Origin of the sequence: Acidithiobacillus sp. IBUN Pt1247-S3, from assembly GCF_041146875.1 — a bacterium.
Lineage (GTDB): Bacteria > Pseudomonadota > Gammaproteobacteria > Acidithiobacillales > Acidithiobacillaceae > Igneacidithiobacillus.
Map to the genome: position 1 here is coordinate 1 of NZ_JBFRXP010000005.1, position 26,026 is coordinate 26,026.

Sequence of the window (26,026 nt, forward strand, 5' to 3'; positions counted from 1 at the left end):
ATGATGGATTGGACGCCCCCTCTTTTTAACCCATTGAATCGAGCGGAACGGGTTGTTTTCCGGTGGCCTTCCGGTAGCAACGACGCTCCGGAAGTCCGCAATGGCATTGTTGATTACGTTTGTTGGTAACGCAATCAGATATACCATAGTAACATAATGATTCGATTTGATTTTCCCGTTGCATGCGGTATCCTGATGCCAAATTCTTGCAGGAGCGCACCTCATGATCGTCGGACGGCAGGAAACCCCGCAAAACGGGAGGGAAGAGGAAGACGGCTGGTTCTATTGGGATGAATATGACCTGGAACGGTTGACCATGCAAATAGAAGAAGGCGTGTGGGAGGAGGAGCTCTCCCGGAGTTCCGCACTCATCATTCCGTTTCCGACCCTGCGCCCGCCGAGAAAAAGAACCCGCAAACCATAGGGAAACCCGCCTGGATGGCGGGAATCCCGGCAGCCTAGCCGCAGGCCATAGCTCCGGATTCCGCGATCTTCTGCACCATCAGGAAGGTGTTGCCGGCGTTGGCCTGCAGGTGGTCACGCCGGCCCTGATGGTGGATGATGGCATACAGTCGCTCCGGCATGCCATCGGCCAGCAGATGCAATGCCTCGAAAACCAGATGACAATCGCACTCCTGACCCCGGACATCGATCTCGCCGTCTCTCTGCTGCAGCAAATCCAGCAGCACATTTCTTTCCGATGAAGTCAAAAATTGCATGCGGCTTCCTCCTGGATGATTACGTCAGCCAATACTTCATTGCTCATTCGGTTGCTTGACCTGTCCCGGATCCTGCGTGTCTGGAGCCAAACTTCTGCCCATACAACACCAGCAGCATTTCCCGAACCTCCGCGAGTTCCGTAACCCTTCCTTTTGCCTTGCCGGACAATAACGCCCGTCTTCGTGCCTGCAGTTCCGCAATGCGAATGGAGCGTGTCTGTTCTTCCACCGGTTTTCCCTCCTGAATGATGGTTACCATACAAATCTGGCCTGTTGCGGCCCGCCCAACGGCAGACCGTTGGTGATGGCCGCCTGAAAAACCTTGCTGCTGTTGGTGTTGCTGGCGGAAGACTGGATGAGCGGGCGCCCACCGAATGCCGTAAGGCTTGGGGTGTAGGCAACTCCATACCCCACGTCGATCGGGCCACTGATTGCCTGTCCGCTGGTATTCGTGAAGTCCCCGGAAGGGAAAGTGCCGCTGTCCAGGTTGAACAGTTGATATTCCGCCGTGGGCAGACCACAGGTGCCAGCCGCGGGTGCCACCGACAGCGGCAGGATCACCGCTCCATCGGCAATCAGCGCGCTGTCACTGACCTCAGCACCGGCAGGCAACGCTGCAATCTGCTGACTGAGCGGGGTCGAGGAAGACTGCGCCGTCAGCTTCCCGTTCTGGTACACCCCGGACCCCAGAGTCGTGCTGGCCCAGTACGGCGACCAGACACCATTCTCTTGCCGGGCCGCGGTAATCCCCTGGCTGGTTTCTGTCACGAGCCAGGGAGCCCCTTGCTGATTGGCGATCTGCAGGCGGGTGATCTGCGTCGATACCCCGGACGGATATCCCGTAGTGAAACTACCCAGGCTGGTGTAACTGGCGCTGTCCGTTCCCATCGTCCCGGCAGCGGCGGGCGGGGCATTGATGATCCCTTGCACGGTGGCCCCGGACAGGGTCAGGACATCGCTCCCCGCCGCGACATACACCGTGCCCTGCGGGCCAATGACCGGCTGTGAGGTCAACGCCGAGGGCGCCGGCACAAAAGTGAGGGCGCCGGTCACCACGTTGAGAATCAGCAGCCCTGATTGCTGCGTTCCACTGGAAGAGGTTTCCGTCTCGCTCCAGAGCGCCGCGGTCTCCCCAAGCCCGGTAGTCCCCTGATTCACGGCCTCGACACCGGGCTGCCCCTGTACCGGAGATTCCCAGGTATCGCCGGTCAATGCTGTCAGGTCATACTCGGCAACGGTCTGCGCCAGATCCGGCTGCGTCGTTCCGGTCAGTTGCAGGGAATACAGGATGCCGCCGGACTGCGCGCTACCGGCGACATACGAATGCCAGACGCCATTGCTGCTGGCCGAGTCCACCTCAACCAGGCCACCTTGCATTTCGCTGGCCTGCCAGAACGTGCTGTAGTTCTGCAAATCGGGAATCAGCCCCTGTGGCATCCATGCCCAGAGCAGGGATGGCTGCGGATTGCTGGCATTTTGATACCCTACCGCATACAACAACCCATCATTGGCGGCGAACAGCACCGCATTTTCCCGGGTACTGTGGTTTCCCGCCCAGGTTCCATAACCGGGATCGCTCAACAGGTTGCCGTTGTCTGGCGGCGATACCACCACCGGCGAGGAACCAGCGGGAAGACCGATGAACCAGCCAGATTGCCTGCCACCCAGGTAAGCTCCGCTGTCATAGGAAGGATCAGCGGTATATTGCGCGATGGTCGTCGCCGATGGCGAACCGGAGGCGACCGCAAACCATCCGGGATCATTCTGCGCGAGGCTTGCCAGGGTGCTTTCCGTGCCGGAGGAAAAGCCCCCGGACGCTGCGTTGTCCGTCGACACAATGTCCGACGCGCGGTTGCTGCTCGTCATGAGGCTGTTGGCGTCCCAGGACGGCTGCAACTGCGTGGGAGAATTCAGGCTCCCGTTGCCGGAGACCTGATAGGCAATGAGATCCCCCTGTCCGGTAGCCTGGGATACCGAGGACAGGGCAAATTCATAGGCACCGTCACTGATGGAAGGCGTGGTGGAAAATCGGGTGGACAGACTCTCCCGGGAGATGTTGACCAGCGTGGCCTGCAGGTCATCGTACAGACTGCCGGAACTCGATGCGGTATAGGCTTTCCCTGTCCCTCCAGCCTGCGCCAGGGCATTCGCCTCCGCGATGTCCCCAGCGTTGGCCGAGATGATGACGACGAAGATCCGGACGTGCAACTGGTTGTACAACGCGGCGGCTTCCTGCAGCAGCGCGGATTCCTCCTGACTGGCGGTCAGGTTGGGATCGCCGTCGCTGATGCCATCGAAAATCACCAGCATGTTGTTGTTCTGGCACTGCGCTATGGTATTGTTCTGCTCGAATGCCTGCCAGTAGGCATAGGCGTCCACCAGGCTGTTGTACAGCGGCTCCTGATGGCCGTTGTACTCACCCGCTTCACTGGAGTTGGCGATGGATCGGGGGCTGCCATCCGCGGCGGTAATGCTCTGCTGCGGGTAGCTGTACTCCGTTCCACCGGCATTTTCCATCGGATACGCGGGATTCAGCAATCCCTCGATGGTCTGCACATGACTGACGGGGTTCTGCAAGGAGGGCAGGTTGACGAACACCCCCATATACTGCGCACCGGACTGGTCGTAACTCCCCAGAATGGACTCCGGTTGCGGGGTCGCCGGATAGGTCGAGGAAACCGAAACCGAACCATCGGCATTCTGCGTTTCCGACGTGGCGCCGGACCAGCCTGTCGCCTCACCGGGCAACAGCGACAGGGTTCCCCCATTGCCGGCAGTGCCTGTGTTCACGTTCGGGACTTCCGAAAAATACGCAGTGCCACCACTCGCCCATTGCGCGGACTCCACCTGCTCTCCCTGCGCCACCAACTGTTCCGTCGGCGCACTGGCGCCAGAAGGCGTGTTGCTCACATTGCAGGACTGCTCCCACTCCCCGCTGTTGATCTGCCCACTCTGCGGCAAGGGGGAATCCGGACTGATGTAGTACAGCGTGTTGCCGGAATAGGTCCCGGGAAAGGTCTGCTGAAAAGGAAGCGGGGCGCCATTACTGTCATTTTGCGTATAAATGGCCTGGAACTGGTTGCTCTGGCTGTTGTAGTAGGTTTCGCACAGCTGCAATACCGGCTCCGCGGCGCCACTGTTTTTTTGCGCAACGGTCAGTCCTCCGGGACCATAATAGGAATACTGCCAGGTGCCGCTTGCCACATTGCTGTTCTGCAGGGTACCCTGCGGATAGGACACCGTGTAGGGTAGTCCGCCTTTACCCTGGTTGTTTTTCAGAAAGCTCAGGGAACCAAACAGTCCGCCCGATTTGAAGGTTCCATCCAGCCCATTGCCGATGAAGGCATTGCCGTCACTGTAGGGGCTGATGGAGTTGTAGACCGGCCACCACGATACAAAAGAGAAATTCAGTGGATTGTTGCCGACAGTATTGAGTTGCGTATAGGTATAGCCACTCTCGGGACTGGGGAAAGTGGAGGACTCTCCGGGCTGCTGATTCGGCAGATAGATATTCGGGTACACCGCGTTGGACGATTGCGCAACCGCCGCGGTTTCCAACCCGAACGCCTGGCGATAGGTGGCAAATCCCAGATTGATGTCGTTGGCATATCCCTCGCGCAGGAGATCGTACAGTGTCTGTTTGGCGATATAAAAACGGGAATCCGCCTGGTTGCCGTAGCTGCCCCAGGGGTATGGGGTACCGGCGCCACCACAGGCGTTGTCGGAACCGTCATCAAAAGCAGGAACCGCGACATAATCGGAACTGGAGGCGTAATTGGCCGCGCAGGAGTTCTGTAACGGCACGCCGTCCGCCCCGGTCGCAAGCTGGGTACCCGCCATGTTCTCGTCCATCGATGCCGAGTTGGACAACAGGATCATCAGGTTCGGCTGGCTCTCTACCTGTGAGGCTTCGATGCTTTGCCCGGAACTGGCCCAGACCGGGGCAACCGGGGAGAAGGCCAGCAGGGCAGGGAACAGTATCCCCGGAATCCGGCGCACCGGAATCCGGGGACGATGCTCCAGAAAATCAGCGGCGGGCAGAAAAGGGCGCATGATGCACCTCCCATGGCAAGGAAACGGGCTTTTGGCGGGAACAGTCAGGATGCAGCGGATCGCCATGGGCATGCCGGGGATGCCCTCGCGGGGGCAACGTGACCGCGGCATGTGAAGGCTGAACCGCGGGCAGGACACCTTCCAGCGCCTGCCCGGAGCCGGGGGGGAGAGCCCAGCAAAGCGATGACCAGAAACAGAAAATCCAGGGAAATCTTTTCATAGGAGGCTCTTTCGCAAGACAAATTCCTTCACCACCATCGAGGAGTTTTCCGGGTTCGTCACAGCGACGAACGCCACATACTGACGACTGGTCGGCCCAACCTGATCCTGCTGGTCTTCATACCCGGAAAGTTTCTCCGCCAACCCATTTCCGGGGTACATCACGTAATACCCGGAAAACGGGATTCCGTTTTCGGTCACCGTATAGGTTGCGCATTGCTGTTGTGCGGCGCAGGTCTGCCAGAAATCCGTGGAAGGCATGACGGGGAACTGACCGGCGGGCAGCGGTTGATAGGCAGGCGCCAGAGCCGTTGGGTTCGACGCCGCAAGAATCTCCGGCCAGTCGCTGTACCCATTCAGGGTATTCGCCGCGTTCTCTCCGCCCTGGTCCAGCGCCAGAATCTCCAGTTGATGCACGGCATGATGGTCGATCGATTGGGAAGCACCGTACTGTTGCCCCAGAAAGATCAGCAGAAACACCGCAAGAACCACCGTCAGCAAAAGGGTTGGCAGCAGCGCCATGCCCGCCTCGCGGGACATCCTGGAATCAGCCATTGCCAGACTCCCAGATCGCGTTGCGCACCGGAAAGGACCAGACGAAAGATTTCAGCAGGTGCCCGGACCAGGCGGCGGGAATGGCAACCTGCTGGCCCATCAGGGATACCTGTGCCGGCGGCGTTTGCGCACCGGGATACGCATTTTGCGACGCGATGACCATCCCCAGCTGTACCGCCAATATCGGGGCAGCGCTGCCCTGGCTGGCAGCCGCCTGCCAGGCTTGCGAAGACTCCCAGACCAGCGGCGACCCCGTTGCCACCCGGACCTGCCAGCCCAGTATCCGGCTGGAAATCGTGACGGTCTGGGGCGTCCATCCGGTATCCTGCCCGGACAGGGTTTCCTGCAGATCGGTGCCATTCAGGGACAGGGTGGCGGCAACGATGTTTCCCAGCCCGTAGATCCGTGCGTTGACCATTTGCCCCGCGCTGACGGAAACCCCGGCCTGTTGCGCCAGATCCCCCCAGGAGCCTTGCGGCAGCTTCACGTAGGTGACTTCCTGCTGGGAACTGGTCGACATGGAATGGATCGATGAAACAAAACAGGCAAGTCCGGGCACCTCCGCCGCAAGCCCTTCTCCGATTTGCAGGTTTTCCACGTTGGCTACCTGAAAACTGTCGGAGTTCATGGAGGGCATGTCCGTAATCCGGGTCACCGCGATGTTCCCGGAAGAATTGGAACTGGTGATCCAGGACAGCCCACCCGCAGCCGTTCCGGCAATGGTGTACCATTGGTTGCCGCCACCGGGGCCGGTCATCCCCGGCCAGTCGGATAATATGGCGGAAGATCCGCAGGATTCCGGAAACCCGAATCCGGCATCCGAGATCTCGGTGTTCAGAAAGTTGTGAATCCGATCCGCCTGCCGCTGCAGGGAAAGTACCGCCTGCTCCGTTCCCGATGTCTTTTGCGCCGAGGCGAAAAAGGACGCGCCCAGCGCGAGGAGAATCCCCGTCAGGGCCATCGCCACCAGAATCTCCACCAGTCCGGCGCCACGCTCCCCGGGAGCCGCGGCAACGTCACAGCGAGGCGGAAACACCGGAAACACGCCTGCCATCTTCAGTATCCCACCACGGTCTGCGTGGTCATCTGCAACCGCTTTGCCGGGTCATTACCAAAGGAAAGCGTCTGTTGCGCCGTACAGGGACAGACGTTCCCGCCACCCAATGGCTGTATCGACCATACAAGTTCCGCGTTGGGCAGGATCGCCAGGGCGGATTGCAGGGGCGCCACGGATGCGGAGGGAAGCTCTGACGGCGCTGCCGATGCCGTGATGGTGGAGCCATCCAGTGTTTGTACGTTGGCCGTGTTTCGCAATACGGCGTCTCCTGCGGCGAAGACCGAAAACGCCTGGTTCGCCTGGGACTGCCGGATGACCGTCGCAGCCTGTCGATCCGTGATGGCCACGGAAGCAAGGGAGGCCAGGGTCAGCAGCACAAAGGCAATCATCACCTCCAGCAGGGCGGCGCCGGATTGTGACGCTTCCCGATCCCGAAGATTACGCGCCGGGGACATCGATGCCTCCCCCATCGTCCAGCACCAGGGTAGAGCTGATGCCTACCCCCATGACCGGCGACAGATGCCAGGTTACCGAAGTCGGCGTCTGCTGGGCGTTGACCAGCATGCCTTCCGGGGTGTACTGCAACGAGAAATCCGGTTGACACCAGCCGCCATTTCCGGAAATCGTCGCCGGCAACGGTGCCGCGCCGGCGGGTGGCGTCCCCACATAGGCAAAGGACACCTGACATCCAGAAGCGGTGATGGCGACCGGCGTGTTCGTCACCATGGCCGCATCCCTCGCCTCTCCCGCCGCCTGCCGCACGGACTGCACCATCTGCAGAAGTTGCGAGCCGGACAGCGCGCTGGACCAATCAGGAACGGCAATCGCGGCAACGATACCCAGAATGGCGAGGATCACCATCATCTCCAGAAAGGTGAAGCCGCCCTGCCTGTCGCGGAAACCCCGGTTCTGGTGATGGCAGGTTGCACAGTTCAGCACGCTTGGCTCAATCCAGGAAAAAACGACGCATCCGATAAAAGGAATCCGTCGTCAGCAGCAGGGAAACGGCGCCGAAAAACAACAGCAAAGGCTCGTCCATGAAAGACTTCTGGACAGGGGCCAGGTGTCCAGCCAGAATCGCGAACGGGACGCTAAAAACGGCCACCAGCGCACTGATCAACGTCAATGCGTCCAGCAATACGAATTCCAGACTGTCCTGCGCGGGAAAGCGCGACAGCACCCAGAACAGGAAGCCGGCAAGACTCCAGAGAGCCACACTTCCGGGCAGCCCGGAAAACCATGCGATATTCAGCAACACCTCACCCTCCCTGCACCCCGGTGCCATGCAGGATCACCTTGCCCATGTCCAGCATCGGCAGATACATCGCGATGACCAGCGTGCCAACAATGAGCCCCAGAAGAATCATGATCATCGGTTCCAGCAACGTGGACATCCGGTTGACCATCTCGTTGACCTCGGTTTCATAGAAGTCAGCGGTTTTGTTCATCATCTTTTCCAGCGAGCCGGTTTCCTCGCCGACCTTGATCATCTGCACCGCAAGCGGCGGGAACACGGAGTCCTGCAGACCCACCGCGATCTTCCCTCCCTGAAAAACTTCCTTGCGCGCATTCGCGACTCCCGCATCCAGCACCATGTTCCCGGAAACGTGTGAGAGAGTGTCCATCGTGATCATGATCGGCACCCCAGCCCCCTGCATTTCCGCGAAAATCTGGCAGAAGCGCGTTACCGCCGATTTGATGAGCAGGGGTCCGAATACCGGCAAACGCAGAAAAATCCGATCGACTACCCAGCGGAATTTCCGGCTTCGCCGATAGGCGTACCGAAACAGCAGGACAAACAGTGCCGGCGCCAGAATCAACACCAGAACATGAGCGCGCATCCAGTCGGAAAGCCCCACGACCTCGCGGGTCAGCCAGGGCAGCTTGCCACCAAAGCTGGAGAACAACTGGGAAAATACCGGGATGACCTTGATCATCAGAATGGCGACCACGATAAACATCACGACCAGCGTAATGCCGGGGTACATCATGGCGGATTTGGTTTTCTTGGCGAGAATGCGCCGTTTCTCCCGCGCCACGGCCATGCGGAAGAGCACGGAATCCAGAATTCCGGCTTCCTGCGCGGCACGCAACAGCGCGATGGAAACGGCATCGAACCATTTCGGATACGCCCCAAAAGCGGTCGAAATACTGTCCCCAGCCGTCAGGGAATCATGGACATTCAACAGGATCTGTCGCAATCCCTCGTTATCCGTCGTGTCGGCGATCATCTTGATGCCGTCAACCGTCGGCACGCCGGCGGACTGTACCGCCGACCACTGTCGCAGGAAAATCACGATATGATCTTCCTTGACTCGTGCCTTCCTGACCTTGATCTTTTTGACGTAGGTAAAGTTCTTCCCCTGCTTGCGCAGCAACACTTTCGCGACATTCAGGGAAACCGCGTCGATTTCCCCGGTTTGCGTGGCGCTCCCGCGCTCTTTCAGCACCCATTGAAAACGATGCTTCTCCATAGATGCCGCATCTTTTTCCTTGCGACGGAAAAAAGAAAAGGCACTGGATTTTTTCGGTGCATTTACCGCCATGCCGGAATCCCTCCTTTCTGGTCAGCCCATAACCGTGCCTGCGCCAGGATCAGTGCGCAGAGCAGGGATACCATCGGGGAGAGAAAAAGCGCATCCCGCAATCCGGCACCACCCACTCCCATCCAGAATCCCGTCTCCCAGTGAAAATACTGTCCGGCCAGCAGGACATCGGGGAGCAGGGTTCCCCAGAAGGTGGCGACATACGCCCACCAGGGAGAGAATTTCCGCGGACCCTGAATCCAGACGACCACCGGCCAGAGAATTTCTCCACTGGCAAGGAAATGCAGACCAGCGTTCCCCCAGTACGCGGTCAGAAAAGAGATCGCGCACCCCAAAAGGAAAAGCCCGGAAAACCATACCCCATCCGCTGCCGAAGAAACCTTCGGAAGTGGCGTCAGGCGGAAAATCAGCAGGCAGACGAGAAGCGGAACCAGAAAACTGATCCGTGCCGGGCCGTCCAGGTACACGACCGCGGGAGTCGCCAGCAGGCGCAACCATTCCAGGTGCAGGAAGGCGAAAAAGGAAGTCCCAGTCATGCTGGATTCCCGTTCTGTGACAGTGTGACGACACACGTCCCCGCAGCACTGCAGGAGAATGCACGCACCGCCAACGCCGCATCGTTCCCCTGGGCCTGTGGTCCGTAGGTTGCCGCAAGCTGTTCACGGATATCCGCCGTCAGCTGTGGATCGACTCCGGCAGGCGGGAACAGGGAAACCTGTACCGCCGCGCCACCCGGCACGATATCCGCCGGGGCAACCCCGATCCGGTATCCTCGTGGCGCGGACATCGCGGACGGCAAAACGGTCGGCACCCCCGCCACCGCCTGCGCCTCTGCAACGGATACCTGCTGGACCATCTCGTGGAAATCCTCCGTGATGGCACTCGCGGAAGATCCGGTGAGGTACGCCGCATATTGCGGGATGGCGATGGCCGCAAGGATGCCAATGATCGCAATGACGATCATCAACTCGATGAGGGTGAAACCTTTTTCGGATGGCATCGGGTTTCCTGGGTTCCTTTCCGGGTTTCCGCTGCGCCCTTTTCAGGAGACAGGGGAAACCCGGCGCGCGAGGCGCCGGGAGACCAGGCAACGTCTTACGAGATGGTGCCGTTGGCGCTGATGGTGACGGTGCAGGTCGTGCCGGAACACGCGGAGCTGACACCGCTGGCGGTCAATTCGGCGTTGATCGCATTCACGGTATCCCCCTGCAGGGTCGCGCCGCTCATGCCGGCGAGGCTCGCGGTAATCGTGAGACTCTGCGGCGAGGCGGTGGTGGCCGTCGGCGAATACGTGAAAGTCGCACCATGCGCAGGCACCGGAGCACTCAACGTGGTAATGACACCCGATACCGCTTGCGCCTGTGCAGCCGCGCCGGTCTCCACCATCTGGTGGAACGTCTGGGCAACCGCCTGGGCTTCCGCCGACTTGACGTAATTTTCGTATTGCGGGATGGCGATGGCCGCCAGAATGCCAATGATCGCAATGACGATCATCAACTCAATGAGGGTGAAACCAGACTCCTTTTCCTTGCGCTTTTCCACCGCAGAGAGGCGGGCACGCAACCGCTGGTCCAACAGATGCTGACACTTCCGAATCATTTTGGTACTCCTTTCGGGAAACGGGAACTACCAAAACATTTTCCCAAAAGAGTCAGTGACAAAAAATTGGGTTAATGATATGCAAACCTATGCAAAAAACCGTTTCACCGAAAACATCAGCGATGATTTCCGCAAGTGTCGCGAAGGATCTTCTCGATATCCGTGAAAAGATAATATCGCCAACCCTGTTTCGTCCTGCCGGCTTCCGGGACTTTCCCGGATTTCGCCCAGGATTTCACGGTGTCCCGCGACACGCCGAACATCCTGGCGATATCGGCAACGTACAATAACCTGGGCTCCTGATCAGTGCTCAACGGGGGGGGGCTCCCTTCCGCACCCAGAATTCGATGATGTCCAGTTCCATCCAGGAAGGATGCTTCCCCGCACATACCTGTTTCCAGACTTCCAGAACCAGGGGAAACCTTTCGGCTTCGTTGTGCAAAACCGAGAGAGTAGAACCGGGGATTTTCTGATCCTCGTAAATGACTATCGGTATCCATAGGATGACAGAGAGACAAAACAGCAGAGCGGAAACAAGGATGACTTCCTCCACGTGCGCAATAGGCCAATACAGGACGGAAAACAGCCCGCCAAAAGAAAAAAAGAACAGGACTGCGGAAATCTCTCCCCACAAAAGAGGCTCTTGCCGAACCGGAAACCGGTACATCTTACGGCACCCTTTTTTTCAGGGATTGCAGAAACTCCCGCAGGCGCCCCATGTCGTATCGGCGATCGTTCCCTGGCGTGCGGAAATCAGCGGGATATTTGCCGCTGGCATCCCATCGTCGCAAGGTATCGACGCTGACACCCAGAAAGCGGGCGGCAACGGAAATCGGCACCCGTTTTTCGATCTTTTCTCGTGGAAGATTTTTCAAGCGGCACCGCCCGTCGCCAGGTTCGTCACTCGTGATTCCTTTCTCACCGGGCGGTTCCTCTTTTCCCCATCGAAAACCTCCCGGCAATAGGCGTAGGCAAACAGCCCCAGAAATACATTCAACAGACTCAGGAAAACCAGCGCCAGAACACCATACAGATTTTCAGACAGGGAACTCACAGCCGCCTGCACTCCGGAAAACAGGATCATCAGGGAAAGAAAAAATATCGTTGGCCCCCTATTCATCGAAGCCACCAGAATTCCCAGATAAAAATTCAACAACAGGTTGTACCCGCTCGACAGGGTGAGCCAGACCAGGGCGATGCCTCCGGGAATCGCCCAACTGATGGTCATCAAAGTGACCGACTGTTGCAGGGCGGAAAGCAGAACGGGCGAGATGCCCGGCGCTGCGTGATGACCTATCAGGCCAGACACCCCCAGGCTCTGCAGGGCGGAATGGATCAGGTAGAAGAACAGCGCGAAAAAAATGCCCGCCAGAAACAGAATCAGGAACAGATCGCGCAAGAGATACAGGGTGTCCCGCCAGACATCTTTCCAGAGAGACGCCAGAACCGCGAAAAACCCTTTCCCGTCGGCGATGTCCGCCGCACGGGCGGAGAGAAACAACAGCACGTCGATCGATGCCGATTCCGGGTACGGTAATCCGGGAAACGAGAAGGACAACAAAAACAGGAGAAAGGAACCCCCTCCCAACAGGAGAAACCAGGAGGGATTACGGGAGAACAAATCCCAGGAGACCAGCGTCCAGCGTTTCGCCCATCCGGGTTCGACCTGATGAATCTGCATGTGCATCCTACCGCCCGCGCTCGTTGGCAAGGGCATCCACCAGTTCTTTCGCGTCCCGTAACGCGGAACGTAACTCCAGAACCAGTCCACCGGTGACCAGACCCGCTTGCATGGACTCGTCCATCCGCACCGCTTCCCCCGCCCGCATCAATAACCCACGCCAGTATTTCTGTCGTTCTTCCAGGGGTAAAAAACCAGGTTGCGCACCCATCAGACCCTCTCCTCCAGTTGCAATACCCGCTCCGCATAGGTTCGCGAGGACACGGGAGCCAGATGTTCCCGCACGGCAGTCGGCCCCGCGTTATAGGCCATCAACGCTTCCCGAAGATTCCCGTGAAACCGGGAAATCATCCGCGCCAGATACCTCGCCGCACCCTGTATGTTCTGCCGGGGGTTCCACGGATTGACCCGCAGAACCTTCCACGCGGTACCGGGCATCAGCTGCATCACCCCGATGGCGCCCGCGCCCGACACCCGATGCGCTGACCCCTGAAAGTTTCCGCCGTTCTCCTCATAGGCTACCGCCGCCAGAAGTGCCGGAGGAATTCCCGCATTCCTTGCGGCGGAGCGAATCCAGTGCGCATACGGTCCCGCCAGCAAACGCAGGGAACCTTTCCGGCGTACCGGCTTCGCGGAAGCGGGAACCCTGACGGACATCGCCGGCGACCCTCCGGGAGCGTCCGGGACCGGGTGCCGGGAAAACAGTCCACTGCCAGAAAACGAAACCAGCAGCATCGTCAGCAAAACCGGCTTCCCCGAAGTTTCCCAGAAGCGTTCCGCCCGACCCCTCAATACAGCCAGTAATGCACCAGTCCGATGACATCGATCAGGACGAACACCGCCTGGCTCGCCAGCACCTGCCCGGACTTGATGCCCGCCCCGTACCAGACCCACAGCACATTGCTGATCGTCCAGGCCACGAACATCCAGCGCATGGGCGGATTCCCATCGAGGGAAAGCACCAGCGCGCAGGCGATGGTGATGATGCTGGCCACCCAGCCGGCAATCGACAACGTCCTGCTGTCCGGCACGACTTCCTTTACACATGCCACCAGAATCCCTTTTCGCTCGCGTCTATTGCAATACGATACAATATGGCGTTAAAAAAGTCAACCCGGAGCGGCCCCCATCACTCGCTGGGCAACGGATTTCAGGAACTCCGCGATTTGCTGTCCGATGTTTTCCACGCGATCCCGCAATCCGGAATTTTTCAGAAAGGACTCATTGTCCATCCGCCATTTTTCCAGCCTCTCCTGCATCTCATGCAGAAATTCCGGATCCGCCTTGCGCCGGGACAGTTCCCGCAGCGCCGCCGCGTCCGTCCCATGATGCAGGTGGTCCAGGAACTGCCGGGCGGTTTCTTTCAGATCTTTCCCATGTTCCTCGAAACTCTGCCCTGGCAGGCTGCCGCTTTCCACCATGGCGTCGAACCGCTGCAGGTATTTTGCCGCCTGCGCCAGGTGATCGGCACGGCTTTCCGCCACCTTCGCGCGAAACGGCATCCGGATGGACGGAAAGCCGGAACCGCCGGAACCCTGTACGGGATCCTTGGCATCCTGATGCAACAACAGGGCAGCCTGCCGCAGATGCCGATACAACCCCTGACTGGAAACCGCATGGGTGCTCAAAATCTCGAAATCCGTATCCTGGTCCTCGTCCGGATCTTCCGCTTCTTCGACGATCTCCGCATCATGGAACTCCGGCTCCGCGGGGAAGTCGATTTCCGTGCCCGGAACATCGGAAGCCTCCAGCGGGGCGGGTAAAGCATCTTCCCGGATCACCGGCAAATCGTTGCGAGGCAGACGCATTTCCCCGATAGAAAGATCTTCTTTTGACCGCAACCCCAAGAATTTTTCTGGATCCGACAGAAACGCCTGAAATCCCGCGGAAACCTCACCATCGGCATCGAACGGCATCCCGATCTCTTCTCCCGTTTCCCGCGCAAAAGAAAAGAGGGACTGACGTTCAGCGACAGAGAGCTTTTCCAGTCCACGAGGATTTCCCATGGCCTGTGAAAACAAATCCCGCGTCAGGTGTCCCGTCGTCAGATATTCCTGAATCTGCAGGGCGTTCACGCCCGGCTCCCCCGATACGCCTTCGGGAGTCTGGACACCATAAGTTTTTCTGCCGGTGGTGTCGGCATGCTGGAAAACATACGTGTTGCCCAGAACCTCCACGGGCTGATCCGCATGAAGCGCCGCCAGTTTTTCCTGGTTACCTTCCAGCCAGGCGACAAACTCCCGTGCGGAATGCTCCTGTGAAAAATCCCGGAGATACCGATCTTCAGATCCTTTGAGGTCTTCATCTCCTTTGAGATAGACGCTGTAAAATTCCGTATCTTCCAGACCGACGGCGTCGACGATATACCGCTTCTCCGCATCATCGAATTTCTTTGCCTCTATCGTATATTCCGCTGCCATATTCCCCTCCTTTCCTTGCTCGTCAAAAATCGTTCGCCAGCTTCTCCAGCACCGGCTCGCTGGCATATTGCCGCATCGCCGTAGCACGCAGCGTATTCATCCTGCCCTCCGTCTTTTGCGACAACAGGGCATTGCGTTCCGCCACAATGGCGACATAGTGCTCCAGCAGTTTGCGGTTATCGTTCTCCACCACGTTCTGCATCTCCTGCAGATAGGCCACCACCTTCCAGACCCCGGACATCGGCAGGGCATTCAACTGGTCAATCCACTGCGGATTGGCATAACTGCCGTAGGAAGTCATCCGCAACAGCCCGGCAGCCGAGGCCCCGTTTCCCGTCCCCGCCCAGGAAGAGCCGTTCCCGCTTCCGGTGTCATACAGGGAATTGCCGCCCACATACCCGCTGACGGTCGCGGGATGCCCGGTCCAGGTCCAGGTGCCCCCATGCGCGCGATAGTTGGCATACGCCTTCTGCACGTAGGACATCCAGGTGGCAGGCACCGTCGCCTGCGCGTGTCCTACCGCCCAGGCCGACCACACGCACGCCAGATTGCCGTTACAGGAGCTGTAGAAACCCGTATAGCCATTGGCCGCGGCGTTGATCTCCTGCTGCGCGTTCGTGGTTCCCCACATGGGATTGGTCAGCCCGTAGGAGGACGCCGTGGTATTGATCATCTGAAAGAGGCTCTTGGCCGAGTCGCAGACCGACCCACCCTGATAGGTGGTCGGATAACAGGCAGTTGAATATCCATTGAAATCCCGCCAGACCACTCCTGGTGCATCGATGCTGCCGGCAATCGCCAGCGCCTTCAGGTCTTCCGTCCCGTCTTCGTTGCCTACCTGCGCGGCCATCATCGCTGGCGGCAGGTTGTGCGCCGCCGCTGCACGGGCAATCTGTTGCCAGTAGATCGGCGTGATTCCCGCCCAGGCAGGCTTTCCGCCAGAAGAGGATGACGGCGGCGGTAGTGGCGCCGGAGGGGGAGTCTGCACGGTGCCCGACAGGGACGGCGCCGGTTTCGTCACCGCCGCCGTCGCCACGTTCTCGGGAACACCGGCCACCGTCGCGGCATTCTGCACAGCAGAACCGGGGACCGTGAACGTGTGCATCGAGGCCACCGTCCCCAATCCCGCCGCGGCAACCGACAGGGCGCCCGCATCGATGTTCCACTGTGCCTGGTACCGCTGCCCAGCGGCGGTGTCTCCCTGTGCCCGCGTCAACGGCTGCGGCGGCAGAGGGTTCAGCAGATCCTGTTCCACCGTTGCCTGATGCAGGCTGGCGCTGGCGTTGAACAGCGCGCTGGCGTTGTTCTGTTCCTGGGTGTACTCCGCAAGCTGATCGACCGATGCAGGCCCGGACAACTGCTGCGACGGCTCGTCCGTCACTGCATTCCCCGGCACCCAGCCATGGGCGCCGACAAAAGTGTTTCCGGCTGCCTGTGCGGATTGCGCCTGCACGGACTGCAGGTTGGCCGCCCCCATCTGCGCACCGCCACACCCCAGGGGAGAAGCTGCGGTGTCGTTCAGATACTGTTGCACGAACCGGGAAGCCAGCAGCTTTTTGTCTGCCATCACGCTTTCCTGCAAGATCTGATTTTTTTGCTGGACCTGCGCCGCCATCTGTTGCGTCTGTCCGGTATTGACCGCCTTTCCGGTCTGCAGGATGCCGGAAACCCCCAGATCACCGGCAAGGCTGCCCAGCGCACCGCTGATCGCGCTGCCAACGCTTTGTGCCGCGCTGGAAACCGACTGTCCCGCACTCTGCAACAGCCCCGAAGCTCCGGACAGGATACCCGCGCTGACATCCGGGGAAACCCCCCACAAGGCCAGCGCACAGGCGGCTGCCACCCGGGTTCGCCGCAACACGTCAATTCCCGGCGGCGGGCTGATTCGCCGCCTGCTGCATGGCCGCTGCCCGAAGATCGTTCATCTTCCCGTAGCCCTTCTGGACCTGGGCGCCCAGCATGGCTGCCTGCAGGGCAACCGCGTGCTCCAGAAACTGCTCTTCTTCCAGTTCCGCATGTAGTTGCCCGGACATCTCGATGGCATATTGCCGCAACATCCAGGCGTCCCCATGATTGGCCGTGCCGGCGCCACCCGTCGCATAGGAGCCCAGCAGATACCGGTAACTCATCGCATTCAGCAACCCGTTCTGGCTGATCTTCCCGTTCCGGTCTCCGGGCAGGGCGCCGGACAACCCCGCTTTCTGCCAGTACAGCTTCGCCAGGGTGTCATCCGTCTCTGGCAGGTTTTCCTTCGCGATCGCACCCAGCGTCACGGTAGACAGGGAGGACCGCGCATCCATCAGATGTTTCAGCGCGCGATACTGGCTCCCCGCTGCCGTGCTTTCCGCCGCCGCCGTAATCTTCTGTGGCACCACCGGCATCACGACATGCTGGATGTACGCGGAAATCGCCGAAGCCGTCGCCGCAGTGTCCCCCACCGGAATCAGGGAGGAGGCGGAAAGGGTCGGGGCGGACGCCTGCGCCAGGGACCGGACCACCTGCAAGGGGTCGGTTACCGGCTGTTCCGCAGACAGGGCGCTGGCGGTGATCTGCGCCGCCGAACTCTGTGCCGAAACCAGTCCGTTCAGGGTATCCCCGGCACCGCTCGCCTGCGTACATGCGGAAGCAGAAACGTTCTTCCCGCTCACCTGATCGATGTACTTTTGTCTGGCCTGGAATTTCAACAGTTCTTGCTTGCTTTTCACCAGCTCCTGCATCTTCTGGTTCAGCGTCTGCATCTCGCTGGACATCTGTTGCATCTGCCCGGTGTTAATCGCCTTGCCCACCTGTTCCACCGTGCTGTTCAGGTTGGACTCGAAATTCTGCAACTGTGATTCCGTGATGATGGGCTGCGTGGTATTGCACACCCCGTTCACCTGCCCACCTGGTCCCAGGGGGATCAGGTTGGAAGAAGATCCGCCAGGGAGGGAAAGCGCGAAACCGACTGGCGCCACCCCCATCGACAGCAACGCACCCAACAGAAGGATTTCAGCTTTTCCGGCGCGCATCAGGAACCCCCGTTCGCCTGCTGTTGCATCGCGCCACTGGCGGATGCCTGCACCTGCCGGACCAGAGGATCAACATCCCGGTTCGCATACTGCACGGCAGACAATCCTGCCAGATACTCCGCCATCACCATCTCCTGATAGTGTACCCGCAAGCCGATACCGCCCATCTGGAACAAATCCTTCAACACCCCGGAAGGCGTCTGCGCCTGTAGCTGGACATACCACTTCGGGCTTGCGTAGCGGGCCTGAATCGCGAGATCCAGCGCGCCATCCGGGCTGATATGGTTCCCGTCACTGCCCGGAGGAGGGGGAAGCCCGGACCCACCGGAGTTGGCCGTGTTCGTCTGGGCCTCCTGCAGCATCTCCTGCCACTGCTGCACGAATGCCTGCCCGTCAATCGTCGGCTGGTGCCACGCGGCGATCTGCGCCAGGGCATTCTGCGCCATACTGAGCCGGCTGTTGACCGCGTTCTGCTCCGCGCTCCACTGCCGTCCACCCGCCGTGCCCTTCTGTCCGGACGTCAACTGTACCGGCGGCAAGGGATTGGTCAGGTTGGCGATGGCCTGGGCGGACTGTTGCGAGGTCGGCATCGGCGCCCCGTCGCCGCCAGACGCAAAGATACTGGAAGCGCTGAAATCCGCGCCGCCCTCCTGTGCCAGGTTACGGATGGTTTTGGGACCATCGGTGTTGGACACGTTATACGACGCCAGGGCGCTGGACAGTCCGCCCGCCATCTGCTGGTTGGCCGCGATTCCTCCCGCCCATGCCTGCCGCCGCTGCATCTGGTCAGCGCAACTGGCGGAAGGATTGTTGGCACTGATGCTCACCTGTTGCCCGTTGGGCAGCGTCGTGGTCGTGGTCAGATTGACCCCGGATTGCTCCTGTGCCTGCACGGCTTCCTTCGTCAGAGTCAACTGCTGCATGGACTGCACCTGCTCGCGCAGCGCCTGGCTCTCTTCCTGTACCTGCGCGGTCATCTGTTGCATCTGCCCGGTATTCCATGCCTTACCGTCCTGCAGCAATGCCTGCACCACGCTGTTTTGCACCATGGACAGGTCTTGTGTGGTGGCGAATGGGGCGGCGATATCGGTACAGGAACCGCAACCGCCTCCGACCACGAATGAACCGGGCGGCAACGTGGAAGTGAAACTGTTCCCACCCAGCCCGATCGCCGCGGCGCTCCCCGATACCCCGGACAACGCCAGCAAAAGAAATGCCGATGACGCGGAGCCCCGCAGTTTCCAGGCGGCCCGTGGCGAGATTTTGGGAAAGGCGGAAAACACGGTATTCTATATCCTATGACGTAATCAGTTAGGGAGATGATAACGCAATGTCCACGACAAACGAAACAGAAGCTTCCGGGGACATTCTGGGGAAAGCGGCACTGGAACGGTTTTACCGGGAGCGCGATGGCGCCCTGCCATTTCTGATTGCCTGTCTGGAAGAACAGGAAGACTGGATTCTGGACAGCCGTGGCACTCCCATCGAAGGCATTCTGATCCGCGGGTTGAACGAACGCATGCAGGCCCGTCCTCCCGTGGACCGTGAACCGGAAGAAACCGCCATGGTACTGAACTATCTGCAGGCGGGACGCATGCTGCGCATCCTCGACTGGCTGGACCAGCGGGAAGAAAACACCATCACCCGCTGGCTGGAGAACCCGGACATCGACCCGGCTTTCCGCAACCGGTTGCAGCGGCTGCTGGGCATCCTGGCACGCGGCGCGCTGCTGCAGAAACTGTTTGACCCGGAAAGCAGCCGGGTTCTGGGCAAGGCCGTTGCCTTGCTGGAACGCAAGGATGGAGGTTTCCTGTGAAAAAAATCGTCGTTCTTTGTTGCGCGCTGGCGGCGACATCCCCCCTGGCGGCGTCGGCGGCAACGTCCAGCAATGGAAGCAGTTCCGGAGATGGCTGCCCTTCGGCGTCCGCCGAGCAGCAGATCGCCAACGAGATTGCGCAAAACGCACAGAGCACCATCCAGAGCATGGTGCCGCAGCCCGCGAATCTGCAATCGTCCACCTGTTTCTCCAACATCCTGAACATGGGGAGCAACATCGGGCTTTCCTTCCTGAACCCGTCGACCATCATCAACCAGCTGGAAAACCAGGCGTGCCAGGCGGCGCAGAATGCCCTGCAGTGGCCCGTCAGCCAGGCGGAGAACGCCATCAACAGCAATGGGCAACTCCCGGATGGCCTGGGCAGTGTCAACGTGGGGACCAACAATTCCGGCACGGTCAGCACTTCGACGAACAGCACCGGCGCGAACCTTCCCAGCATCAATACGGGAAACAGCACCCTGAACAACATCCTGAATTAAGGAGATATACCATGGCGCAACAATGGGGGTCAGCGGCGGAGAGCGCCGGGCAGGATCCGGAAAAACCAGCCTTTCGCCCGACGCCGGAGCAGGAGAACGTCATCGACCGGGTCAACCGGAGAGAGTCGGTCGCCATCCGCGCCTTCGCGGGAGCGGGGAAGACCTCGACACTCAAGGCGGCAGCCGAATCGGTCCTGCAGGAAAATCCCCGTCGCGGAATTCAATACTTCGCCTTCAACAAGGCCATGGCGCGAGAGGCGGAAGAAAAATTCCCGGCGGCAGTGCGGATATCCACCGCGCATGCGCTGGCCTACCGGTCGAGCGTGAACGGCAAGCCACTGGGCCGGACACTCAAATCCAGGCTGCTCACCGGAAAGGAACTGCGGGATGCGGTGCAAAAAAGTTTTCCCAAAGGCATCGGCGCCATCCGCAATCTGGGGTTGACGGAATATCATGCCGTCTCCGACGCCCTGGGAACGGTTCGGAACTTCTGTTATTCAGATGCCGAAACCGTGGAGATGCGGCATGTGCCCAGGGAACGCCGGGACATCCTGAAAGTCACCCAGGGCATCGACGTGGCCCGGCAATACGTCGGGTATGTGCATCATGTGGCGAAACAGATCTGGGAACGGCAGGCCAACCTGCAATCGGATTTTCCAGTCACGCACGACACCTACCTGAAGATCTGGGCGCTGCGGGGAGATTTCCGCAACTTCGACCTGGTGCTGTTCGACGAGGCGCAGGACGCCAATGCGGTGATGATCAGCGCGCTGAAGAAAATGGAACAGGCGGGCGCGCAGATCCTGCTGGTCGGCGACACCCACCAGAGCATCTATGGCTGGCGGGGCGCGGTGGACGCCATGGGCGAGTTCCCCCATTTCGCACAGGCGTACCTCACGGAATCCTTTCGCTTCGGGCAGAACATCGCGGACCACGCGCAACTGTTCCTGGACGCGGGCGGAGAAAGCAACCGCCTCGTCGGGCGCAACCCGAATCCCGGCATTTTCCTGGATGGCCCCCTGACGCCGGAAGCCGAACGACATTTCCCGGATGCCATTCTGTGCCGATCCAATGCCGGCGTCATCACCGCGGCGCTGACCCAGATCGAAGATGGCAACAAACCTTATGTGGAAGGCGGCGCGGACGAGGCGGCGAAACTGTTGATGGCCTTGCGCGACCTGTATTACTCCCGGAATGGTGACCGGCGCAAGATCTTTCACCCGGAAGTCTCCCTGTTCGACAGCTGGGCGGATCTGGAAGAGTTCGCGGAATCCAATGAAGGGGGAAGTTACAAACCCTTCGTGACCATCACCAAAAAGATGCTGGCGGAAGGCACGCTGGAAGGCGCCATCGATTCGCTGCGGAATGATACCGCCCAGAACCGCGCCGATGCGGATATCACCATCAGCACCGCGCACAAGGCCAAGGGCCTGGAATGGGACCATGTGCAGCTTGGCCCGGACTGGGAGAAATCCCATTTGCACGTCCCTTGCGATTATCTGGATGACCACGGCGACATGCAGCGCGCCTTCCGGGTCAATCAGGAGAACTACAAGTTGCTCTATGTGGCCGTGACACGGGCGAAACAGGCTATCGATTGCAGTGGTTTCTACGATATGTGGCAACAGCAGTACCAGGCCATCCAGGACTATCCGGTCACCCCGGAGATCGCCGAACGGGTGCGGGAGATGCAGGAGCAACAACAACTGGCCGCATTGCAGCCAGAGTGACAGAAAAGGACTTTCCTGATGAGCTTCGATATTTCCCTGATCCCGCAAAGCAACGACATCTCGGTCCATCTTCTCAGTCAGTTGCTTGGCAATGGCTGGTGGACATTCGTCTCGGGAAGCACGGCGCCATCCGGTCCGGGCTCGATCATCGCGCAACTGTTCCAGATCATCGACATTGCCCTGCTGATGTACGTCTCGGCGGTCATCGTCTATACCCAGATCATCGGCGGGATGCAGACCGCGCATGAAGGCGTGCCGCTGGGCAAGCGCTATCATAGCATCTGGTCCGTCATCCGTGGCCCCGCCGCCTGGTTTCTGCTCTTCCCGCTGCCCTGGGCCAAGGGCTTCGCGATGATCCAGGTGATCCTGCTCACGGCGACCTACTGGGGCATCGGGGTCGCCGATGACGTGTGGAGCGCCTTCGTGCAGGATGTGCCGAAGTATGCGGGGACGCTGATTCCGTATCAGGGGGAAACGCAAAAGAAAATCGCATTCATGGAGCAAGCGCTGATTACAGCGACCGCATGGGACTATCTGATAGAGCACTCCCATGGAGCCTACAAACTGGGAACCTACTGGACCGGGGGCAACAGCTCCGGGGAACAGGTCTGGGGGATGGTGCCGTCCGGCAATCAGACCGCGGGAGGGATTCAGGGGCAGTTCGGCACCATTGCCGTTCACTGCTCTTCCGGCATGACGGCTCCGGGAAGTCCGAATTTTCCGAATCTCGGCATTGGTTCACTGCTGAGTCAGGTCGCTGACCCGATTTTTAACACCATTGGCAATGCCACCGGACAACTGTCCACCGGTTCCGCGACGCCCGACAGCGCGCAAAACAATCCCGTTTGCGTGCAGCAGATCAATGCCATCAGCAATGCCCTGTTCCCACTTGCGGGAAGCTCCGCCTCATTGAGCGGAATCGCGTCCAAAATCAACCAGGCCAACGCCAGCAGCAATGGGGCGATGCCCTCCACGTCCGATCTGAATGCCGTGATTGGAAACTATCTGACGGATGAAAAGGAAATTTATGACGAAATCAACAGCAATTATACCGCGCAACAGAAAAGTGCTCTGACCGCATTTGCAAATGAGGCTTCGAGTCTGGGATGGGCCAGCTCTTCCTTTTACTGGTGGACACTGGAAAATATCAACGCGCAGTCGCAGGCGCAGATGACCGGTGTGGACGCAACGGTCATCCTGCCCAACGCGGGGGCGATGTCGGGACAGGTTGGCGCCTATTACAAGCCCTATCTGGCCGCAATCGAAGGATACATCCTGCAATATAACCACGACCTGAATGCGCAGAAGGACACATTGAAGAACGCTACCGCTGCTGCGGTCATCGGCAACTCCGGAAGCTCTGGGGAAACCTGGGCAGGGAAAATGCTGGCTCAGGTGCCACCACTGTTCGCCTCCGGTGATCCGTTGGCGAATGTTGCCGCTTTTGGCAGGATGATCAAACAGGCAGGGGAAGATGTCGCCTTTGCCGACGCCGCGGTGAAAACTGTCAGCGGCGCCGTCAGCGGCGGTACGGGCGGGATACTGGGCGGGAAAGGTGGCGGCGCGTTGTCGACGTCGAAAATCATCGCGCCGATCATGGGCCTTGGGGGTGGCGCCATGGGCGCCCTGAAAGCCGTCGGCTCTTTTGCGGTACCTGCAGCCGTCATGATGATCATCGAAGGCGCGATACTGCAATATGTGTTTCCGGCCATGCCCGGCATCATCATGATTACCGCGATTATCGGCTGGCTGTTCCTCGTGCTGGAGATGGTCGTGGCATCGGTTCTCTGGGCCGCTGCGCACGTCTATGCCGAAGGAGAGGGCTTCGCCCCGCAGCAGGCACAATATGGCTATTCCGTGGTCATCGGCATCCTCATGCGGCCATTGCTGTTGACCGTGGGCTTCATCTTCGCGTTCTTCGTGATGGACATTGGTGGCTGGTTCGTCGGCATGGCGCTACAGGTGTTCCTTGCCGGTATGGGCAGCTACCACATCGGCATCATCGGGCTCATTTCCATGATCGGCGTCATCATCGCGATGATGTTCCTGTTCATCAAGACCGTGATGAAACTCATCACGCATCTGGCGGACCACGCGCCACAATGGATCGGTGGGCACTCCGGGCAAAGCCTGGGGATGGATGAGGCGCAGAATACCGCAAGCCGGGCAGGCAGCGGCGTCAAGGAGTATGGCATGTACGCGGGCAACCGCATGGCGGACACCTATAAAGGGGCGGTGGAAGGATCCGGTGCGGTGAAAGGCGGAAAATCGGCGAAAGCTGAGGACGAAAAGAAAGAGGGCGGGGAGAAGACAGTGAGCACGGAAACGATAAACTCGGGCCGTGCGACGGATACGGGGAATGGGGGAGGGAAGAAAAAAGAGTCTACCGACGAATAAAGAAACGTCCAACGAAAAACGGAGGCGCTTGCCTCCGTTTTTTACGCCCAGGAATACCTTACTTTTCCAGGACAAAACCTTTCGTCTTCATGTCCGCATCGATTTCCGCAGATTTCCGATCAAGAAAATCGTTCAACTCTTTTTCAACACTTTGAACTGCTTCGCGCTTATGCTGCTCGGCATAGACTTCTTGCTCGGTCATGCCGCGATCCACCAGCATCATCTTGCGCAGTGTGGCCGTCTTCTGCCAGACCTCACGCTCTTGCCGCTCACGGAGGAAGCGTTCCGTCACCTTGTCCCGCTGCGCCGCAACGGCTTTCAGGGCGATGTTCTTATCGTCGATGATCCTGTTCAGGGTCTCGATCGTGCTATCCTTGCTGCGCAGCTTGATGTTGGCGACGTTCCGCGCACTCGCCGCGCGCTGGTTCCCGACATCTTCTCCCAACAGATAACTGACCATGTCCATGCTTCGTTCCTCCCTGTTGCAGAAACCTCAACTAACGTCATGTTACCACAAATACCGGCAGTCTGTCAATGGCTGCCGGATTTATAGCTTCTCTGCAAGGATAGCATGGAAGGCGGGACAATGCCGAAGGAGAGGGCTTCGCCCCGCAGCAGGCGCAGTATGGCTATGCCGTGGTGATCGGCATCCTCATGCGTCCACTGCTCCTGACCGTAGGATTTATCTTCGCGTTCTTCGTGCTGGACATTGCCGGCTGGTTCGTTGGACAGGCGCTACAGGTATTTCTCGCCGGCATGGGAAGTTACCATATCGGCATCATCGGACTCATTTCCCTCCGCCTTTCGCCTTGTATGCTTGAAGCGTAGGGGGGATGACAAGGCAAGTCAAGTATATAATTCCCCTTTTTTTTACGCCGTTCGGGAAAGTTTCCCGCGCAATGGATCAGTGCAGAAACAGGTTGCCGGCATCCGCGGACATCTCGTCTGATGAAGGCTCAACGGGTTCGGGCAACGGCAACCCCTTGTGTTTGGCAAAGCGGCGCAGTCGTCCGCTGGCCGTATCCGGCACCCTGTCCTTTTGGTCCAGATCGTCCAGAAACCCGTCAAAATCGCTTTCAGACCCTGGCGCCTGTTGCAAAGGCCAACTGTCCCGCAGGATGGCAGGCAGGGCAGGTGAATCTTTTCCGAAGTCCGGAACGGTCAGGTAAACACGCTCCCCCTCCTGCCGCATCGACGATGCCCCCGCCACCAGAACTACACGTTTCTTTCCGTCTTCCGTATCCTGTACGAGAGGCGTGAATCCTTGCGCCATTTTTTGCGGATCGGTGGTGACATTGGGCAGCATCCACTCCGGCAACAGCCGCAGTCCTTCCACCTCCCCAGGGCCTTGGTGCAGGGACATCGGGCGTCCCAGCAGTACCCTGCGGGGATCGTCGTTCCCGTAATGGGGGAGTCCGTTTTCGATGTACTCCAATTCTGCTTTCATACCGTAACAGATGACCTGATCCGTGATGGTCAGCAGCCTGGACATCTCCGCCATGCTGTGTAGCGTTGCACTGGCCCAGTGTTCCGTGTCGTCAACCTCGTACATGCCATCACTGGCTGCCATACGCACGCCTTCCACGACCCCCGCCAGCTTGTGCAAGGACAAAACCGCACAAGTCAAGTATGTAATTCCCAAATATTGCGCATCGAGAACGCGCCACGCGAGCGTCCGCGCGGGTCCGGCAACCACACCCGCGTTACTCCACCGTTTATGGCCGGG

31 protein-coding genes are annotated in these 26,026 nt (G+C 59.5%); 7 read left to right on the forward strand and 24 right to left on the reverse strand.

All coding sequences use genetic code 11. The annotated features are described in order from the left end of the window. Positions 1 to 223: 223 nt before the first annotated feature. Positions 224 to 424: a hypothetical protein gene (locus tag AB4090_RS04690; RefSeq protein WP_369572708.1), complete on the forward strand. Its 201-nt coding sequence runs from the start codon at positions 224 to 226 to the stop codon at positions 422 to 424. Between the two features lie 34 nt (positions 425 to 458). On the opposite strand, the gene AB4090_RS04695 is transcribed toward AB4090_RS04690, so the two are convergent. The 22 genes from AB4090_RS04695 to AB4090_RS04800 all read right to left on the reverse strand — a co-directional run bounded on the left by AB4090_RS04695 (position 459) and on the right by AB4090_RS04800 (position 18,906). Further along, entirely contained in the window at positions 459 to 719 is a 261-nt protein-coding gene (locus tag AB4090_RS04695; RefSeq protein WP_369572709.1) for a hypothetical protein, read from the reverse strand. A gap of 43 nt (positions 720 to 762) precedes the next feature. After that, positions 763 to 948: a hypothetical protein gene (locus AB4090_RS04700; RefSeq protein WP_369572710.1), complete on the reverse strand. Its 186-nt coding sequence runs from the start codon at positions 946 to 948 to the stop codon at positions 763 to 765. Positions 949 to 971: 23 nt separating this feature from the next. Beyond that, positions 972 to 4,772 (reverse strand): hypothetical protein, encoded by a 3,801-nt coding sequence (locus AB4090_RS04705; RefSeq protein ID WP_369572711.1) that lies wholly within the window; start codon positions 4,770 to 4,772, stop codon positions 972 to 974. 216 nt (positions 4,773 to 4,988) lie between these two features. Continuing rightward, positions 4,989 to 5,546 carry a hypothetical protein gene (locus AB4090_RS04710; protein ID WP_369572712.1) on the reverse strand — a complete coding sequence of 186 codons (558 nt, stop codon included), beginning with the start codon at positions 5,544 to 5,546 and terminating at the stop codon, positions 4,989 to 4,991. Then, a complete protein-coding gene (locus AB4090_RS04715; protein ID WP_369572713.1) occupies positions 5,539 to 6,600 on the reverse strand; it encodes a PilW family protein in 1,062 nt (353 codons plus the stop codon). The genes AB4090_RS04710 and AB4090_RS04715 overlap by 8 nt, the downstream gene beginning before the upstream one ends. Before the next feature lie 2 nt (positions 6,601 to 6,602). Then, entirely contained in the window at positions 6,603 to 7,058 is a 456-nt protein-coding gene (locus tag AB4090_RS04720) for a hypothetical protein (protein ID WP_369572714.1), read from the reverse strand. Next, a complete protein-coding gene (locus tag AB4090_RS04725) occupies positions 7,042 to 7,542 on the reverse strand; it encodes a Tfp pilus assembly protein FimT/FimU (protein ID WP_369572715.1) in 501 nt (166 codons plus the stop codon). Before AB4090_RS04725 ends, AB4090_RS04720 begins: the two co-directional genes overlap by 17 nt. Before the next feature lie 7 nt (positions 7,543 to 7,549). Further along, the gene (locus AB4090_RS04730; RefSeq protein ID WP_369572716.1) at positions 7,550 to 7,861 is read right to left on the reverse strand and encodes a hypothetical protein; all 312 of its coding nucleotides are present in this window, start codon (positions 7,859 to 7,861) and stop codon (positions 7,550 to 7,552) included. Position 7,862: 1 nt separating this feature from the next. After that, entirely contained in the window at positions 7,863 to 9,149 is a 1,287-nt protein-coding gene (locus tag AB4090_RS04735; protein ID WP_369572717.1) for a type II secretion system F family protein, read from the reverse strand. Continuing rightward, on the reverse strand, positions 9,140 to 9,685 hold the full coding sequence (locus AB4090_RS04740; RefSeq protein ID WP_369572718.1) for a hypothetical protein: 546 nt from the start codon (positions 9,683 to 9,685) through the stop codon (positions 9,140 to 9,142). Before AB4090_RS04740 ends, AB4090_RS04735 begins: the two co-directional genes overlap by 10 nt. Next, positions 9,682 to 10,149, reverse strand: a complete 468-nt coding sequence (locus AB4090_RS04745) for a prepilin-type N-terminal cleavage/methylation domain-containing protein (protein ID WP_369572719.1) — start codon at positions 10,147 to 10,149, stop codon at positions 9,682 to 9,684. Before AB4090_RS04745 ends, AB4090_RS04740 begins: the two co-directional genes overlap by 4 nt. Before the next feature lie 95 nt (positions 10,150 to 10,244). Continuing rightward, a complete protein-coding gene (locus AB4090_RS04750) occupies positions 10,245 to 10,748 on the reverse strand; it encodes a prepilin-type N-terminal cleavage/methylation domain-containing protein (protein ID WP_369572720.1) in 504 nt (167 codons plus the stop codon). Between the two features lie 116 nt (positions 10,749 to 10,864). Then, positions 10,865 to 11,248: a MerR family DNA-binding transcriptional regulator gene (locus tag AB4090_RS04755; RefSeq protein ID WP_369572721.1), complete on the reverse strand. Its 384-nt coding sequence runs from the start codon at positions 11,246 to 11,248 to the stop codon at positions 10,865 to 10,867. Positions 11,249 to 11,416: 168 nt separating this feature from the next. Further along, positions 11,417 to 11,623: a MerR family DNA-binding transcriptional regulator gene (locus AB4090_RS04760; protein WP_369572722.1), complete on the reverse strand. Its 207-nt coding sequence runs from the start codon at positions 11,621 to 11,623 to the stop codon at positions 11,417 to 11,419. Then, a complete protein-coding gene (locus AB4090_RS04765; protein WP_369572723.1) occupies positions 11,620 to 12,435 on the reverse strand; it encodes a hypothetical protein in 816 nt (271 codons plus the stop codon). The genes AB4090_RS04760 and AB4090_RS04765 overlap by 4 nt, the downstream gene beginning before the upstream one ends. 1 nt (position 12,436) lies before the next feature. Then, positions 12,437 to 12,640, reverse strand: coding sequence for a hypothetical protein (locus AB4090_RS04770; RefSeq protein ID WP_369572724.1), 204 nt, complete (start codon positions 12,638 to 12,640; stop codon positions 12,437 to 12,439). Next, positions 12,640 to 13,086: a lytic transglycosylase domain-containing protein gene (locus AB4090_RS04775; RefSeq protein ID WP_369572725.1), complete on the reverse strand. Its 447-nt coding sequence runs from the start codon at positions 13,084 to 13,086 to the stop codon at positions 12,640 to 12,642. The genes AB4090_RS04770 and AB4090_RS04775 overlap by 1 nt, the downstream gene beginning before the upstream one ends. Before the next feature lie 131 nt (positions 13,087 to 13,217). Continuing rightward, entirely contained in the window at positions 13,218 to 13,460 is a 243-nt protein-coding gene (locus AB4090_RS04780; protein ID WP_369572726.1) for a hypothetical protein, read from the reverse strand. 78 nt (positions 13,461 to 13,538) lie between these two features. After that, a complete protein-coding gene (locus AB4090_RS04785) occupies positions 13,539 to 14,849 on the reverse strand; it encodes a hypothetical protein (RefSeq protein ID WP_369572727.1) in 1,311 nt (436 codons plus the stop codon). A 22-nt stretch (positions 14,850 to 14,871) separates the two neighbouring features. Next, entirely contained in the window at positions 14,872 to 16,710 is a 1,839-nt protein-coding gene (locus AB4090_RS04790; protein ID WP_369572728.1) for a hypothetical protein, read from the reverse strand. Position 16,711: 1 nt separating this feature from the next. After that, complete coding sequence (locus AB4090_RS04795; RefSeq protein ID WP_369572729.1) at positions 16,712 to 17,857, reverse strand: hypothetical protein; 1,146 nt, start codon at positions 17,855 to 17,857, stop codon at positions 16,712 to 16,714. Next, a complete protein-coding gene (locus AB4090_RS04800) occupies positions 17,857 to 18,906 on the reverse strand; it encodes a hypothetical protein (protein ID WP_369572730.1) in 1,050 nt (349 codons plus the stop codon). Before AB4090_RS04800 ends, AB4090_RS04795 begins: the two co-directional genes overlap by 1 nt. Here AB4090_RS04800 and AB4090_RS04805 point away from each other — a divergent pair. The 5 genes from AB4090_RS04805 to AB4090_RS04825 are packed head-to-tail and all read left to right on the forward strand — an operon-like array spanning position 18,905 to position 24,300. After that, positions 18,905 to 19,159, forward strand: coding sequence for a hypothetical protein (locus AB4090_RS04805; RefSeq protein ID WP_369572731.1), 255 nt, complete (start codon positions 18,905 to 18,907; stop codon positions 19,157 to 19,159). The two genes, AB4090_RS04800 and AB4090_RS04805, sit on opposite strands and share 2 nt — an antisense overlap. 28 nt (positions 19,160 to 19,187) lie before the next feature. Continuing rightward, the gene (locus tag AB4090_RS04810) at positions 19,188 to 19,673 is read left to right on the forward strand and encodes a hypothetical protein (protein WP_369572732.1); all 486 of its coding nucleotides are present in this window, start codon (positions 19,188 to 19,190) and stop codon (positions 19,671 to 19,673) included. After that, positions 19,670 to 20,173 (forward strand): hypothetical protein, encoded by a 504-nt coding sequence (locus AB4090_RS04815; RefSeq protein WP_369572733.1) that lies wholly within the window; start codon positions 19,670 to 19,672, stop codon positions 20,171 to 20,173. Before AB4090_RS04810 ends, AB4090_RS04815 begins: the two co-directional genes overlap by 4 nt. An 11-nt stretch (positions 20,174 to 20,184) precedes the next feature. Next, positions 20,185 to 21,903 carry a UvrD-helicase domain-containing protein gene (locus AB4090_RS04820; protein ID WP_369572734.1) on the forward strand — a complete coding sequence of 573 codons (1,719 nt, stop codon included), beginning with the start codon at positions 20,185 to 20,187 and terminating at the stop codon, positions 21,901 to 21,903. An 18-nt stretch (positions 21,904 to 21,921) separates the two neighbouring features. Beyond that, a complete protein-coding gene (locus tag AB4090_RS04825; RefSeq protein WP_369572735.1) occupies positions 21,922 to 24,300 on the forward strand; it encodes a DotA/TraY family protein in 2,379 nt (792 codons plus the stop codon). Positions 24,301 to 24,358: 58 nt separating this feature from the next. On the opposite strand, the gene AB4090_RS04830 is transcribed toward AB4090_RS04825, so the two are convergent. Further along, the gene (locus AB4090_RS04830) at positions 24,359 to 24,766 is read right to left on the reverse strand and encodes a hypothetical protein (RefSeq protein WP_369572736.1); all 408 of its coding nucleotides are present in this window, start codon (positions 24,764 to 24,766) and stop codon (positions 24,359 to 24,361) included. A 188-nt stretch (positions 24,767 to 24,954) separates the two neighbouring features. Here AB4090_RS04830 and AB4090_RS04835 point away from each other — a divergent pair, with 188 nt between their 5' ends. Then, positions 24,955 to 25,128 carry a hypothetical protein gene (locus AB4090_RS04835; protein WP_369572737.1) on the forward strand — a complete coding sequence of 58 codons (174 nt, stop codon included), beginning with the start codon at positions 24,955 to 24,957 and terminating at the stop codon, positions 25,126 to 25,128. Between the two features lie 76 nt (positions 25,129 to 25,204). On the opposite strand, the gene AB4090_RS04840 is transcribed toward AB4090_RS04835, so the two are convergent. Then, positions 25,205 to 25,927: a hypothetical protein gene (locus AB4090_RS04840; protein ID WP_369572738.1), complete on the reverse strand. Its 723-nt coding sequence runs from the start codon at positions 25,925 to 25,927 to the stop codon at positions 25,205 to 25,207. Positions 25,928 to 26,026: the final 99 nt, after the last annotated feature.